The organism is Methanosphaera sp. BMS (assembly GCF_003268005.1).
Lineage (GTDB): Archaea > Methanobacteriota > Methanobacteria > Methanobacteriales > Methanobacteriaceae > Methanosphaera.
Genome location: NZ_CP014213.1, coordinates 1,639,400 through 1,654,357, shown reverse-complemented (window position 1 = coordinate 1,654,357; position 14,958 = coordinate 1,639,400). Strand labels below are relative to the sequence as shown.

11 protein-coding genes are annotated in these 14,958 nt (G+C 34.4%); 3 read left to right on the top strand and 8 right to left on the bottom strand.

What is annotated here, in order from left to right; translation table 11 throughout:
• Positions 1–10 precede the first annotated feature (10 nt).
• The 3 genes from AW729_RS05910 (at position 11) to AW729_RS05900 (ending at position 5,855) form a co-directional block, all read left to right on the top strand.
• Positions 11–1,687: an AMP-binding protein gene (locus tag AW729_RS05910; RefSeq protein ID WP_112124237.1), complete on the top strand. Its 1,677-nt coding sequence runs from the start codon at positions 11–13 to the stop codon at positions 1,685–1,687.
• Between the two features lie 81 nt (positions 1,688–1,768).
• Positions 1,769–2,539, top strand: coding sequence for a DUF389 domain-containing protein (locus AW729_RS05905; protein WP_112124236.1), 771 nt, complete (start codon positions 1,769–1,771; stop codon positions 2,537–2,539).
• An 829-nt stretch (positions 2,540–3,368) separates the two neighbouring features.
• Positions 3,369–5,855 carry a hypothetical protein gene (locus AW729_RS05900; RefSeq protein WP_112124235.1) on the top strand — a complete coding sequence of 829 codons (2,487 nt, stop codon included), beginning with the start codon at positions 3,369–3,371 and terminating at the stop codon, positions 5,853–5,855.
• 258 nt (positions 5,856–6,113) lie between these two features.
• On the opposite strand, the gene AW729_RS05895 is transcribed toward AW729_RS05900, so the two are convergent.
• The 8 genes from AW729_RS05895 to AW729_RS05865 all read right to left on the bottom strand — a co-directional run bounded on the left by AW729_RS05895 (position 6,114) and on the right by AW729_RS05865 (position 14,917).
• Complete coding sequence (locus tag AW729_RS05895; protein ID WP_112124234.1) at positions 6,114–6,404, bottom strand: hypothetical protein; 291 nt, start codon at positions 6,402–6,404, stop codon at positions 6,114–6,116.
• Between the two features lie 514 nt (positions 6,405–6,918).
• Positions 6,919–7,062, bottom strand: a complete 144-nt coding sequence (locus AW729_RS11260) for a hypothetical protein (protein ID WP_162685815.1) — start codon at positions 7,060–7,062, stop codon at positions 6,919–6,921.
• Between the two features lie 35 nt (positions 7,063–7,097).
• Positions 7,098–8,636, bottom strand: coding sequence for a type I restriction-modification system subunit M (locus AW729_RS05890; protein ID WP_112124233.1), 1,539 nt, complete (start codon positions 8,634–8,636; stop codon positions 7,098–7,100).
• Between the two features lie 321 nt (positions 8,637–8,957).
• Positions 8,958–11,072 carry a class I SAM-dependent methyltransferase gene (locus AW729_RS11420; protein ID WP_204355172.1) on the bottom strand — a complete coding sequence of 705 codons (2,115 nt, stop codon included), beginning with the start codon at positions 11,070–11,072 and terminating at the stop codon, positions 8,958–8,960.
• A gap of 151 nt (positions 11,073–11,223) precedes the next feature.
• Complete coding sequence (gene hisE / locus AW729_RS05880) at positions 11,224–11,514, bottom strand: phosphoribosyl-ATP diphosphatase (RefSeq protein ID WP_112124232.1); 291 nt, start codon at positions 11,512–11,514, stop codon at positions 11,224–11,226.
• 1 nt (position 11,515) lies between these two features.
• Positions 11,516–12,292 (bottom strand): CBS domain-containing protein, encoded by a 777-nt coding sequence (locus tag AW729_RS05875; protein ID WP_112125243.1) that lies wholly within the window; start codon positions 12,290–12,292, stop codon positions 11,516–11,518.
• Positions 12,293–12,367: 75 nt separating this feature from the next.
• On the bottom strand, positions 12,368–13,726 hold the full coding sequence (gene gatB / locus AW729_RS05870; protein WP_112124231.1) for an Asp-tRNA(Asn)/Glu-tRNA(Gln) amidotransferase subunit GatB: 1,359 nt from the start codon (positions 13,724–13,726) through the stop codon (positions 12,368–12,370).
• Between the two features lie 180 nt (positions 13,727–13,906).
• Positions 13,907–14,917 (bottom strand): radical SAM protein, encoded by a 1,011-nt coding sequence (locus AW729_RS05865; protein WP_112124230.1) that lies wholly within the window; start codon positions 14,915–14,917, stop codon positions 13,907–13,909.
• Positions 14,918–14,958 lie beyond the last annotated feature (41 nt).

Sequence of the window (14,958 nt, the reverse complement as noted above, 5' to 3'; positions counted from 1 at the left end):
GGGTGACTAAATGACATCATTATTAGAAAGATATGTTGAAAGAACAGAATTCGAATCATACGAAGACTTCTACAAAAACCTAAAAATAAACGTACCGGAGGACTTTAACTTCGCATATGACATAGTGGACGTTTATGCAAAGGAACAACCAGACAAGGTGGCACTATCATGGTGTGATGAAGAAACCGAAAAGGTATTCACATTCAAGGACCTTAAATACTTCAGTGACAAGGCAGCAAACTTCTTCTCATCCCTCGGAATAACCAAGGGAGACCGCGTACTGTTAACACTAAAAAGCAGATATGACTTCTGGTATTGCATGCTCGCACTGCACAAGCTAAAGGCAATAGCAGTACCTGCAACACATATGCTCAAACCAGAGGACATAGAATACCGTATAAAGGCCGGAGAAATAAACACGGTAATAGTAATCAGGGAAGACGGAGTACCTGAAAACTATGCACAGGTAGAAAAAGACCTTGGAATACACTTAAACAAAATCTATGTAGGTTACGACAAACTCGACGGATGGTATGACCTGCGAAGTGAAGTACGCCATGCATCAGATGACTTCAAACGACCGGTATATGATGATGACTCAGTGGAGGATACATCAGTACTCTTCTTCTCATCAGGATCAACCGGCCAGCCAAAGATGATAAAACACAGCTTCGGCTATCCATTGGCACACATCGTGACAAGCCACTACTGGCATCAGGTAGTAGATAACGGACTTCACTATACAATCGCCGATACTGGATGGGGAAAGGCACTCTGGGGAGAAATATACGGTCCATGGATATCCGGTTCCGGTATATACATCTATGACTATGACAGATTCCACCCATTAGACGTACTTTCACGTGCATTGGACCATAACATCACCACATTGTGCTGTCCGCCAACAATGTACAGATTCTTCATCAAGGAAGACATCGAAAACCTTGACTTCTCATCACTAAAACATGTATCAACAGCAGGAGAACCATTAAACGATGAGGTATATTATAAATTCAGGGATCTCACAGGACTGGAAATAAGAGAATCATTCGGACAAACCGAGACAGTCGCAACGATTGCAAACTTCCCATGGATGGACATAAAACTCGGGTCAATGGGAAAACCTGCACCACTATTTGACATAAGACTAATAAACTCCGAAGGCAATGAATGTGATGTTGGAGAAGAAGGAGAAATAGTATTTGACATATCCGAAGGTTATCCATTAGGACTATTCAAGGGATACTACAACAACGATGAAAAGACAAATGAAACAATCTATGGCGGATACTACCATACCGGAGACTCAGCATGGAAGGATGAAGACGGATACTTCTGGTACAAGGGAAGAATAGATGACGTAATCAAAAGTTCAGGATATAAAATCGGCCCATATGAGGTAGAAAGTGCATTATTATCACATGAAGCCGTACTTGACTGTGCAGTAACAGGTATACCACATCCAATAAGGGGTCAAATCGTCAAGGCAACAATAGTACTCTCAGAAGGATTCACTCCATCGGATGAATTGACCAAGGACATACAAAACCACGTAAAACACGTAACCGCACCATACAAATATCCACGTGCAATAGAATACGTTGACGAACTGCCGAAAACAATAAGCGGAAAAATCATGCGTAAGAAAATCAGAGTTGCCGATGAAGAAAAATACAAAAACAATTAGATAATGCTTATAAAAAGATGTATATTCCTTTATTTATCTATTTAATGATTATGCTAATATGAAAATAGGAGAAATGACAATATGACTATGGAAAATCAAAAAGAAACAATACCCGAAAAGTTCAAAAGAATATTTTCAATAGCGGATGATTCAGCATCACACTCAGAGATTCGTTCCCGTATCCTGGATGGAGGAAAAGTCACGGGAACAAACATGTGCGTACTGGTATGTGCAATGGTAATAGCATCCGTCGGATTAAACATGAGTTCAACGGCAGTAATCATCGGGGCAATGCTGATATCCCCATTAATGGGAAGCATACTGGCATCAGCATATGCAAGCATATCCGCAGACTACTCCCTACTAAGAAAACACATGACTGGATTGGCATTGCAGGTTGCCCTCAGCGTAATCGCGGCATCCATATACTTCTTTCTCTCACCGGTCAAGGAGCCAACAGTAGAACTGCTTGCAAGAACATCACCAACATTCTTCGATGTACTCATAGCATTTTTCGGTGGAATTGCAGGAATCATCGGACAAACCAGGGAGGACAAGACAAACACAGTTATCCCAGGAGTTGCAATAGCAACCGCACTGATGCCACCACTATGTACCTGTGGATATTCAATAGCAAACGGAAGATGGGACATGCTCTTAGGGGCAGGATACCTCTTTATCATCAACGCATACTTCATATTCATATCCGCGGCAATAATCATGAGTGTCCTGAAAATCCCTAGAAGCAGGGAATTAACGGATAAGGAATGGAGAAGATATCGTTTACGTATGGTCCGAAACACGATAATCGTCACAATTCCAAGTATAATAGCAGTTTATTCAATGCTATAAAACAAATAACATAACCAATCGATGTAATGAAGTGATTATAAACACCAATCATCACCTCATAACCCTACCTCTTTTTCTTTAGGCTGATGATTAATAATCAGGAAAAAAGTTAATGTTGCCACACCATTTATAATCTTACACTTTTTACTTCTTTTATGAAATATTGCGAAGAAAAAGTTCAATGCTGTCAACTTAATTTTAGATATGATAATAGGTATTTTTTATATTTTTTTTTGAAAATTTTTGTAGTGGTGTGTTTAAAAGGCTTTTCTTTGATTTTAATGGTATTTTGCTGTTCTTTTTGTTGTATTTCTATTCTATTTGTAATCGGTAGTTATGCTTGCTAAACTTTTAATGAGCTTCTTAAGAAACCGGAGTAATTCTCTTACATATTTTGTTATTAATTTAATCAGGTTATTTTTTAGTTTTCCTATTCCTATATTATTATTTGGTCTTTTTTCTTTCCGGAATCTTCTTTTAACTTCTTATTTTCAGATTCTAACTCTTGTTCGGCTTTCATTTTAAGTAATAAGTATAAATTGAAGATGTATATTTGTGAATAAAATTTTTGTTCGACAATTATTTGTCTTTTACCTGAAAAATTTTCTATACGTAATTTATTTTTTATTTTCTCATAGTTTAATTTGATTTTCCCACCTCGTACTATATAATTCTTTTAATTTTTATCAAGATACTTATAAAATGTTTTGTTAAAAATTAACTCAACTTAACAGCATTGATTTTTAACAGAAAATAATTTATATCATGTAAATATATTATTATTATTATTGAAAATAAATGAGGTGAAAATATTAAAGTTAGAGCTAAAATGTTAATATTATTATCTTTAACGGTGATTTTATGTTCTTTTACTGTAATTAGTGCTAGTGATGTTAATGATGCTGTTGATGATAGTATATTAACCGATTCAAATGGTGAAAATATTCATAATCAAGAAGCAGTTTTAACAGATGCTAATGGTATGGGTAGTTCTGAAATTAAAGCAATTCAGAAAAAGGATAATTCTAAAAATTTAAAAACAGAGCCTCAAAAAGGTACTTTTAAGCAATTACAGGAATTGATTGATGATGCTGATGAAAGTTCAACAATATACCTGGAAAAAGATTATCTAAATATCCATTCAGATGATATTGTTATCAAAAAACCAATCACAATAGATGGTCAAGGACATACATTAGATGCCAATAGAAAAAACAGAATTTTTGATATTAAGGCCGATAATGTTATATTACGTAACATGACCTTAACAAATAGTGAAGTAGGTCATCTACATGATGGTGCTACTATATATTGGGGCGGTAAAAATGGATTAATAGAAAATTCTATTATAAAATACGCTTATACAAGATCTTCCCTAATGCATGCTAAAACCAAATGTCTGGGTGGTGGAATTTACGTTAATGGTGAACATTTAACCATTAGAAACTGTGAATTCAATCATTTACAAGGCAAAATGGGTGGTGCACTTTATCTTAATTCTAAAAATAATGTTATAGATAAATGTTCATTTACATATAATTATTTTTATTATGAAGATTATACTATGCCATCGACATTTGATGGTAGACCAATGAACATAGCTGCAAGATATGATTATAATATAGGTGGTGGTGCTATTTATGTAGATAATACTGGAAACACCATAAAAGACTCATATTTTGCATATAATCTTGCTCAAGAAGGTGGAGCAATTTATTTAAACAGGGCAAACAATGTAATTGATTCTTGTATATTCCTTGATAACAGAGCAAGAATAAACGGTGGGGCTATATATGTAGATGCCCGGGACAATAATATTAGTAACAACATCTTTTATCTTAATAATATGAATGATAACTTAAAATCTTTAAGCCAATTCAGAGAAATTGAGTATGACGATATATATTCCACAGTTACATTCTCTGTTGATAATAATTGGTGGGGTAATATTAATACAGATATTTTGGCACCATTAACAAGTGAATTGAAAGATAAGGATGCTAAACCAATAACCAACAACATTAAAGTTATTGTGAATAATTGGTACTATATTGATGTTGTAGATCAGTTAAACAATACAATTCCAAAAGAAATCACCAGAATAGGAGATTTTGTTGGAAATACATTTGACCTTAAAATCATGTTTAAATTGAATAATGGAACGGGTAACTTCAATTTTCCTTACTTTGAAAATGATTTTAGTTTAAGAGGTGATAAACTTAGTTTATGGGATGGTGATAAATATACAAACAGCATATCAAGAAAATTTGAAGGAGATAGCATAGCTTTTAGTATGTTAACAAATAATCCCAAATCATTTTTAACATTTGGAAACGGTATGATCGGTGCCGTAGCTACTTTCACGTTTAAAGATACCTATCCGTTATCCAGATTACAAAATATTATTGATAATGTATGGGAGAATGATTCTGCCTATATTTACGATACGTATAAATATGATCCCGATGTAGATGCCGATATGGTAAATGGAATAATTGTAAACAAGACAATTACCATTGACGGTAAGGGTGCAACCATAGACCTGGACCATAAAACCCGTGGATTCTATGTGACCGCAGATGATGTTATGTTTAAGAACATTACAATTAAAAATGCTAAAGCATACAATGGTGCTGCAATAACATTTACCGGCGACGGAGGAACGGTTGATAACTCAACATTCCAGTCCAACTTTGCAGAAACAAACGGTGGGGCAATATACTCCTATGGTGAAGCTGCCTTTATAAACAACAGTGTATTTGACAGAAATTATGCAGCTGATAAAGGAGCAGCACTATACTCTAATGGTAAGTTTTTCAGATATTCAAATAACATATTCACAAATAACCAGGCAAAAACAGGTCAAAGCGTATGTGTCGAAGGACCATATTATAGTTTATTCAGTGGATGGGACAATAACACCTATGAAAACAATTCATATTTAGAATATGGTGGAAATGCAGATTATACAATAAAACATCATATTAAACTAAGTCTTATAAAAACAGTTCCAAAAAATACCATCAAAAGTCCAAATAAAAAAACAATAACAACAAGCAACAACAAGCAAATACCACTAACCAACAACCAACTAACGCTGGGGGTACTAAACCAGATATTCAACCAAAACTTCACAAACGGACACCTACTTGTCTACATTGATGGAAAACTAGTCTTCAACGCTACAACAACAGACGACCTATCACAACTAATCTACAACCTCGTTAATTTATTAACCGGAAAACATGAAATTAAAGTTGAATTCAAGGACAGTGAAGGAAACACCAATACATATACAGAAAGCATTACTGTATAACCTTAAACCCCTTTATTTTTTTATAAAAAATACTTTTTTTCTTATAATGGAACGTGTAACAATTCCTTTCAGAGGTTTTTTAACCAGATTTTCTTATAACTATGTTCATAATTATCAAATACAATTGATATCGTGTTTAATATATAATATAGAATACAATTCTCATAAAATAATAGTCGCACACTTTTGATAAAGTTAAAAAAAAGATTATTTATGGGGGGGAGAGGAAGTTAAATCCGATTATGCCGATTTAACAATTTATTCTTTCGTAACAAGCAATGTTGCTTCGGAAGTTAACTTTTCACCACTTATAGGCATGTATGTAGCTGTAATGGTGTAACTAGATACTTTCATAGATGCCGGCAGAGCATACTCTACATTTGCAGTACCGTTAACTATTTTTGCATAAATAACCTTGCTGTTTGCATCTTTAACGGTTTTACCATTGATTTTAAATATTACCTTTCCACTATTGATTGAATCATCATTCAACGCTGCTGTTAATGTGATTGTAGATGATTGGGTTGCTTGAATGTCATTAGTGGACAATGTAAGTTCTTTGGATGTAATCGTGATGCTTGCTTCACTTTCCAGTTTTGCACATTGTGTTGAGCCGGTATATGTAGCAGTTATAATGGATTGATCATTCCAAGTTTAGCATATTTAATACAATTTTAACAAAAAATAATATCAAGTCAAAATAATTAAAGAATGATTTGATAATATTACATGCTTACCATGAAACAATAACAATAATACATCATAAATACAAGCATATTATTAGATGTCCAAAAGATATAAATGAATGAATATTGATTTTATTAAAAAACTGAAATCCTGTGCAAATAATGCCCTAAAGTTACAAAGAACTAAAACCAGAATAACAATGACGAAAAAAGGATAGAAGATGAAAAATGGGTGAATATACTGGCTAGGAAAAGAAAATAATACATTTTTATCTTATAATCATATGCCAGAAGATACCTATTTATTGATTTGATGTCCACCCATCATATGGGGTTTTTTCACTATAAGCACCGGTTTTTTCATTATAATGTCCTTCTCATTGTCCATCCCTACTTTTCATATGGGAACCACTACTGTCCTCCCATTCCTTAATATATGTTCCGTACTGCTGACTATAATGATAGCCATCATCACTACTACCTTTAGATGAAGATGATTTCTTTGTTGAGGTTATTGTCATTATTTCCACTTCTTTCTGTAGACTTATCTTTCATTTTAATCATTCATTATTATCGGTGGTCTGATGCCTATTTCTTTGCAGTATTCTATGATTTTCTCGTCTACTTCTCGTATTTCTTTTTCGATTTGTTCTAGTTCATCTACTAGTTTGTCTAGGTCTATTGGTTCTTCTTCTTCGAATGTATCCACATATCTGGGTATGTTTAGGTTGTAGTCATTTTCTTCTATTTCCTCTAGTGTTGCTATGTAGGAGTATTTGTCTTCTGTTTTTCTTTCCGCGTATGTAGTTACTATTTTATCTATGTCCTCTGCTCGTAGTTTGTTCTGGTTTTTGACTTTTTCGTAGTGTTCTGATGCATCTATAAATAGTACGTCTTGCTTGTGTTCTCGGTATTTTTTGAATACTAGTATGCATGTGGGGATGCTTGTCCCATAGAATATGTTTTTCGGTAGGCCTATTACGGCGTCTAGGTAGTTTAGTTCTTTGATGAGGTATTTTCGTATGGTTCCTTCTGCTGCTCCTCTAAAGAGTACTCCATGTGGTAGTACTACTGCTAGTGTTCCCTCTTCGTTTAGGTGGTATATCATGTGTTGTATGAATGCATAGTCTGCCTTGCTTTTTGGTGCTAGTTTTTTATATCCTGAGAATCTTTCATCATTGATAAATGAGTTGTCACTGCTCCATTTTGCACTGAATGGTGGATTGGCTACTACTGCATCGAATTTTAGTTTTTTATGTCTGTCGTTTTCCAGGGAATCTCCTTGTTTTATGTCAAAGTGGTCGTATTTGACTCCGTGTAGTATCATGTTCATTCTTGCCAGGTTGTATGTTGTTTGGTTTAGTTCTTGTCCGTAGAATGTTGATACGTCTGCTTCTTTACTTACTCTTAATAGTAATGATCCGCTTCCACATGTTGGGTCGTATACGTTTTTGAGTCTGCTTTTGTCTTGTGTGACTATTCTTGCAAGTATTGTTGATACTTCTTGTGGTGTGTAGAATTCTCCTGCCTTTTTTCCTGCACTTGATGCAAATTGGCTTATCAGGTATTCGTATGCATCACCGAGTATGTCTGAGTTGTCTTTTTCTAATTTGAAATCGATGTCATTAATGTCCAGTAGTATGTCAGAGATGAGTTTGTTTTTTTCTGCATTGCTGTTTCCTAGTTTGGACGAGTTTAAATCCATATCTTCAAATAGGTTTTGGAAGTCGTCCTGACTTTTTGTATTTAGGGTGGAGTCATTTATTTCCTGGAGGGCATTGCTTAAACATTCCAGTATTTCTTTTCCTTGATTGATTTCATTGATTATGCTGCTGAATAGGTATTTTGGTTGGATGAAGTATCCGAGTTTTTCTATTCCCTCTTTTTCCAGGTAATTTTCATATGATTTATCATGGTATGCTTCTTGGAATGTGATTTTTTCTTCTTCAAGTAACTTGTTTAGTGTTATTTCTAGTTTTTCTGATATGTATCTGTAGAAGATAAATCCTAACATGTAGTTTTTGAATTCGTTTGCATCCATATTTCCTCTTAATTTATCGGCTATTGCCCATAGTTTTGTTTCATAATTTGACATATTGACCACCTATTTCTTACCATTTACTATGTTTTTATAACGTGAAGTTCATATTCCGGTGAATATTTCATCTATTTCCTCTAATTTTTTTGTATGTCATTTTTATCTCATCTTTCAACAATAAAATTTTGTCATATGAATGTAGGACTATTATCATATTTTTTGATATTAACATATAAACGTATCATCATATCTTTATGAGATAAAGGATTTAACGAAATGATTATGAAAAAAATAGTCATAAGAAATGATGAAGAACTACTTTTTCAAATACTTTCACACCATCTCTTTAACATAGTTGTTGATTTATTCCTAGGGTAGCTATCCATACAAACTATAATACTTCTCAAATTTATCCCTCGTGATATAGCCATCCAGTTTCAAATCCTTCTCAGTAGCAATCAGGTCATTGATTGTTATCTTTTTAAGTGTTTTAATTATATCTATTCTCTTAAGTACCTTTTTAGTGTAGGGTCTTTTTGAATCTATTACTACAATGCTTTTTAGAAAATTCTGTACTAAGTTGGAGTTAAGTATCAGCATTGTAATATAGGCACTGTCATAGTCATCAAAGGATATGTAGTAACATGTATCATCAAGCATCATACTTTTCTCATCATTGTACACCAAGCTAAACAGGCCCTTCTTATAAAAGCCTGAAATTGCCACTTTATATGGTCTAAAAGCATATTTTCCTATTCCAAAAATACTGAACTCCGGACAACGTCTGTAGATGCTGCTTTTTCTATTGGCAAATAATTCCCTATTTTCATCAAGATACTTCCACGTAAGGGGATACTCGTCTTTAATGTATGATGTATCCTCCTTAAGTCTATGCTGGGTAAGTAAAATGCTATAGTTACTGTCGGTAACTATGGGTTTTTTCAGGTTGCTGCTTTTAAGCAGCGGATATAACAGATTCTCTTCAAGATATACCCTTTCATCTTTTTTATTCTCATACTTATCTCCAACCTTTTTAAGTTCCATTACCTTCACGCAGTCATGTTTGATGCCCTGTCTCCACTCAAAGGAGCAAATTCCATCAATATCCACCATATTATCAGTGTTGGAGTAGAACTTATCATCTATGACTCCAATTGTATAATTCTCTTTTGGGTTGTCCATATTGCTGACGTTACATTTATTGACTAGTCTACCATCATCATTAAATTCCATAATCAGTATGCATGACGTGGTATCTGCCTTGAAGACCTTCATGGAATCAAACTTTATAATTTGGACATTTGCAAGTCGAATCTTGTTTTGTGCTAGGTGTTTGAATATATTGCATGCTACGCTATATTTGCATAGGAATACTATTGCTGCATTTGATTTGTTAAAATCATCTATGAGTGACAGGATAATGTGTTCTGAAATGTCAAAGTTTGACTCGCCGGTAATTGCATCAAAGTATTCAAGGTGTTTATAATTGTTCTTTTCGGGTATATTGTCTGATTCATACTTTGAAAGGCGGGTATTGGTAACCCAGGGTGGATTTCCAATAATCAAATACTTAGTATCATCATCTATTTTTATTCTGTTAAAGTCAAGGTCGAAAATATTTCCATGATACAGCTGCAGATTATTTGTAGCTCCAATTTCGTTTAGGTATTCTTCATTGATGTCTATACCCACAATTCTGGTAGCAGAGTAGTATTTTCTGCATGCCTTGATAAAGTTTCCAACACCGCATGTTGGCTCTATAATCAAATCGGGTTCATATTCCAGTTTTTCTTTAACATATTTGACTACCTTGTTTGCAAAGTATTGTGGGGTTTGATAGTCACCATACTCCTTCTTGGAATTGCTTTTCATCTCTTCCTCCTTCTTTTTATTTACATGACTATATTTTAATCTCCATTGCAGTGCATTTGAAATTGTCAGGTAACCTTGTCGTGGCGGGTTTTCAATAATTTCATGTGCAAGTTCATTAAGACTGTTGTAGTTTCCGGGCATCTTGCATTCAATCAGGTACTCTGTTATCCTATCGGCATCCCACTTATTCTCAACCATCTTGATAAGATTTCTTGTCAGGTTGTAATCACCGGTTTCGGATGCTTTGATGAAGGTGCATGATTCAAATTTAAGGTCAGTATAATCTTCAATATTGCTATCATAGACAAATAATAGGATATTATAACCTAAACCATATATCTTCTGTCTTATATCCGTGAAAGGACATGAATTCTGTGGTTTTTTACTTGACGTTACTTTTATGTCGGTGTTGATGTCCTCATCAGGAAAATCAATTCCATGGGCACAAGAGCCTTGATTGAAGCTATATCTTTCACTCAAATAATCCTTGAATTCCTGTTCGATATATGTGCCTATAGCCTTACCATCACTTATTCCCGTTAATTGAGGGTGTTTTTCAAGATTTTCCATATCACAAAATAATCGTGCTTCTTCAACAAGTGATTCGATTGTTAATTTCATGAATATATTTATTACATTATTAATTATTAATATTATTCATTTTGGTATCCGCTTTAAATTGTTCATCAAATAGGGGTATAACTGGAAAATAATGTTAATATTGCATTAAAATGATATAGTTAAAAAAAGATTATTTATGGGGGGAGAATGATTATTTATGTCTGCTTTCTAGTTCATCAAAAAGATCATCTAATGGAATTCCCTTATATACAAGATTTAATATTGTAAAGAAGATTAAATCCGCTGATTCATGAACCAAATCCTCATTATTTTTGGAGGCAAGTATTACTTCTGTTGCTTCCTCACCTAGTTTTTCAAGTATCTTGTCTTCTGCCTTTTTATCAGAATCCTGCATTAACTTTGAGGTATATGAGTCAATCGGGTTTTCTTTTCTATCGACAAGCGTATCATATACTTCTCTAATTATTTCATCTTTCATCATTTCACTTCTTTATGGTGGTATTTTTTTCTCTTAGACTTCCAGTAATGGCAATTAGTGGATGCTGTGCATCTGCTATTATTTCTATGTCATTGATGGAGTGTATTCCATTGTTTTTCGCATTTTTCTCCAATCCTAATGTTATTGGTTTGCTTAGTGTAATGACATATGCATTTATCTCATCGTTGCCCATTTGATTTGATGCAACCAATCGATGATGTCCATCCACAACCAAGTACTTGTTGTCATTACATTTAACAACGATTATAGGTTCTGCCAGGCCCCTTTCAATCTCATATGTTCTACCTTCCAGTTCATCAGCATATACCTTATCCTGTGTTGGCTTTAATTTGCTGATATGAACATTTTCATGTGACAAGTCGGTTGTAATGTCATATAATTGTTCTATTGAATCTCTGAATTGATTTACCTTTTCGGGGGTAGAACGTTCTATGTGGGATCTCAATATATCCGTATTTGTAATTATGCCAAGAACCTTTCTTTTTTCATTGGTTACAGGTAATCTTGAAATGCCCATTCTAAACATTACCCTAGCGGCATCATTTATGGATAGTTCCTCATTGGCAATTACAATGTCCCTTGACATCATACCTGATACGGTTGGAGTCAAATCTCTAATAAGTAAATCAGAAGCTGTGATCATTCCAACGATTTTATCATCTTGTTCTACTGGAAATCCGTCGTGTCCTGTTTTTTTGATTATCTCTTTAATCTCGGATATAGACATGTCGGGAGTGACTTTTATTACGTTACGTGTCATATAATCCTTGACCTTTTTATAATCGCTCACCACTACTCCTCCTTTGTTGTTGTTTACAATTTCCGTTTGGAAAAATTATAGCTGATCTAATTTTTCTCTAATTAATTTATTGGCCTCACCAGCATTGGCTTTTCCACGAGTCAATCTCATTACCTGACCGACAAGGAAGTTCACGGCATTCTCCTTACCTGCCTTGTAGTCTTCAATTGCCTGTGGATTTTCATCTATTGCCTGATTTATTGCATCTGATACTGCATCATCAGATACTCCACCGATGATATCCATTTCTTTACCAATTTCTGTTGGTGTTTTATCGTTACCAGGCATTTGTTCGATGAGTTTATGTGCTGCTTCCGGTGTAACCTGTTTTGATTCAATTAATCCTATTAACTCAACGATATCGCTTGCAGTTATTTTACTTTCAGCAAAACTGATTTTGTTATAGTTGAGTACACGTTTAAGTTCGTCTCTCATTAATCTTGCGGCAACTTCAGCGTCCACTTCTTTGCATACTTCCTCATATGCATCGGCTAATTCTAACTCTGAAGTCAATACTTTTGCATCTGCTTCATCAATACCATATTGCTCTACAAATCTTGCAGTCTTGAGGTGTGCTGGTTCAGGCATGTTTTCTCTGATTTCTTCTACATGTGCCGGATCGATTTTCATAGGTGGTAAATCAGGATCAGGTATGTATCTGTAATCATCAGCATCCTCTTTTAATCTCATAGGAACTGTTATCATCTGGGATTCAAGGTATGCTCTTGTTTCCTGCTGAACTGTTCCACCTCTACGTAGGATGTTTTTCTGTCTGATTAATTCAAACTTAAGAACTTTGTATGCACCTCTGATTGAGTTTACATTTTTTACTTCTGCTCTTTTTCCACCTTCAATGGAGATGTTTACGTCTGCTCTCATGGTACCTTCACCACGAGCACTTCCACTGTAGTTTAATACACGAATTAATTCGTTTAGGAAACTTCTGGCTTCTTCAGGTGATTTCATGTCAGGTTCTGTAACGATTTCTATCAATGGAATACCTGAACGGTTAAAGTCAACGGTTCCACGGTCTGGTTTGTATTGACCAGGGTCTTCTTCTACGTGAATTTCATGTATTCTGACACCATTCAATTCACCGTTTATACCTACTGGTACGGATGTTCTCTGATATCCACTTGATAAGTCAGGGTAATCATAGTGTTTTCTCATAAAGTAGATTACTTCATCAGAAATATCACATCCAAGCATCAATGCTACTTTAATTGCATTATCTAATGCTGATTGGTTTGGCGGATAAGGTTTTGCTCCTGGTTGATTTAAACATACCGGACAAATGTTCGTGTTATTTTCTGCTGATTGATAATTGGTATGACAACTACAGAATAATTTTGAGTTTGTATTTAATTGTACGTGGATTTCTAAACCACACATCATATCGGTAATATGTATTCCTCCCTTAAATAATCTTTTTAAATAATCTTTTTGTTTTGAATTTTTTTTGATAAACTAATATTATATTATATGTTTATATTTTGTTTTCTAATTAATTTAAATTTATCTAAATTTTTTTCTAAATATTTGATGGATAATATATGTGGATTAATAATATGTGCCTTAAATTCTTTTAATGTCCTTATTTTCATAGCACATGTCAATGTATCTTTGGATAAATGGGTCCAGCTCAGGTCGTAGCGGATCATTTCCCTTTATTCTTTCCATATCCGAAAAACTGCCTACAAGATTTTTATCAGCCCATCTGACCTCTTCTTCAACACGTCTGCCAAAACGGTTTCCATACATCTTAAACAATGGGAATTTTGTTATTCCATTACTTCCTGCCTTGAGCAGTACTCCTATGTTTGCAAGGTTATCCGTCCATGTTCCAGTTATGATTTCTATATTTGGGAATCTTATCCTTACGCTTGCAACGATGCTTGCATAGTATAGTGATGCGGGCTGTGGTGTCAGATGATACTCCGTATCCGGATGTGGGTTAAGTGAATAGAATATGATTCTGTCTATTTCCAGTTCTTCTATCAAATCAAACAGGTCATTTAAGTGTTCTATCTCTTCACCTAATCCTATGATTATTGTTATTGCCTTTTTATAGCCTAACTGGCCGGCCTGCGTTAGCATGCTTTTTATTTCGGTTAATGATTTGCTTGGACATACATGGTGTTGAAATTGTGGATTTGGGGTTTCCACTGCCCCTGTTATTCCTACGATTTCTTCACCGTATTGATCCAGGTCATTTGTTATTCCAATGTTTAGCCATACGGGATTATCCGTAATGTCATATATGGTTTCTGAAATTTCCTTTATTTCACTTGTCTCGTAGATTCCATATCCGCCGGATAGGAATTCAATGTTCCATCCCATACGTTTTGTAAGTTCTGCTTCTGCATAAATTCCTTTCACATGTCTTTTTGCCTTTTCAGGATCCTGGATTCTATCTTTCTGTGAGGACATATAACAGAATTTACAGTCTCCCTTTTCACACCACCATGATAAAAAGATGGCTCTTTCTAATGTAATGTCTTTTCCATGTACTTTTTCAGTGATGCGATTGGCTTCTATCAGCAAATCAAAAACTTCTTTATTTTTTATCTTTTCTATTAAATCCACATATATACTTCCTAATTAGAGTATTCAAATATTATTATTTT

Excerpts from the sequence above, each read along its gene's own strand:
- AW729_RS05910 (WP_112124237.1), top strand. The coding sequence starts at position 11 with ATGACATCATTATTAGAAAGATATGTTGAAAGAACAGAATTCGAATCA.
- AW729_RS05905 (WP_112124236.1), top strand. The coding sequence starts at position 1,769 with ATGACTATGGAAAATCAAAAAGAAACAATACCCGAAAAGTTCAAAAGA.
- AW729_RS05900 (WP_112124235.1), top strand. The coding sequence starts at position 3,369 with ATGTTAATATTATTATCTTTAACGGTGATTTTATGTTCTTTTACTGTA.
- AW729_RS11260 (WP_162685815.1), bottom strand. The coding sequence starts at position 7,062 with ATGACAATAACCTCAACAAAGAAATCATCTTCATCTAAAGGTAGTAGT.
- AW729_RS05890 (WP_112124233.1), bottom strand. The coding sequence starts at position 8,636 with ATGTCAAATTATGAAACAAAACTATGGGCAATAGCCGATAAATTAAGA.
- AW729_RS11420 (WP_204355172.1), bottom strand. The coding sequence starts at position 11,072 with ATGAAATTAACAATCGAATCACTTGTTGAAGAAGCACGATTATTTTGT.
- hisE (WP_112124232.1), bottom strand. The coding sequence starts at position 11,514 with ATGATGAAAGATGAAATAATTAGAGAAGTATATGATACGCTTGTCGAT.
- AW729_RS05875 (WP_112125243.1), bottom strand. The coding sequence starts at position 12,292 with ATGACACGTAACGTAATAAAAGTCACTCCCGACATGTCTATATCCGAG.
- gatB (WP_112124231.1), bottom strand. The coding sequence starts at position 13,726 with ATGATGTGTGGTTTAGAAATCCACGTACAATTAAATACAAACTCAAAA.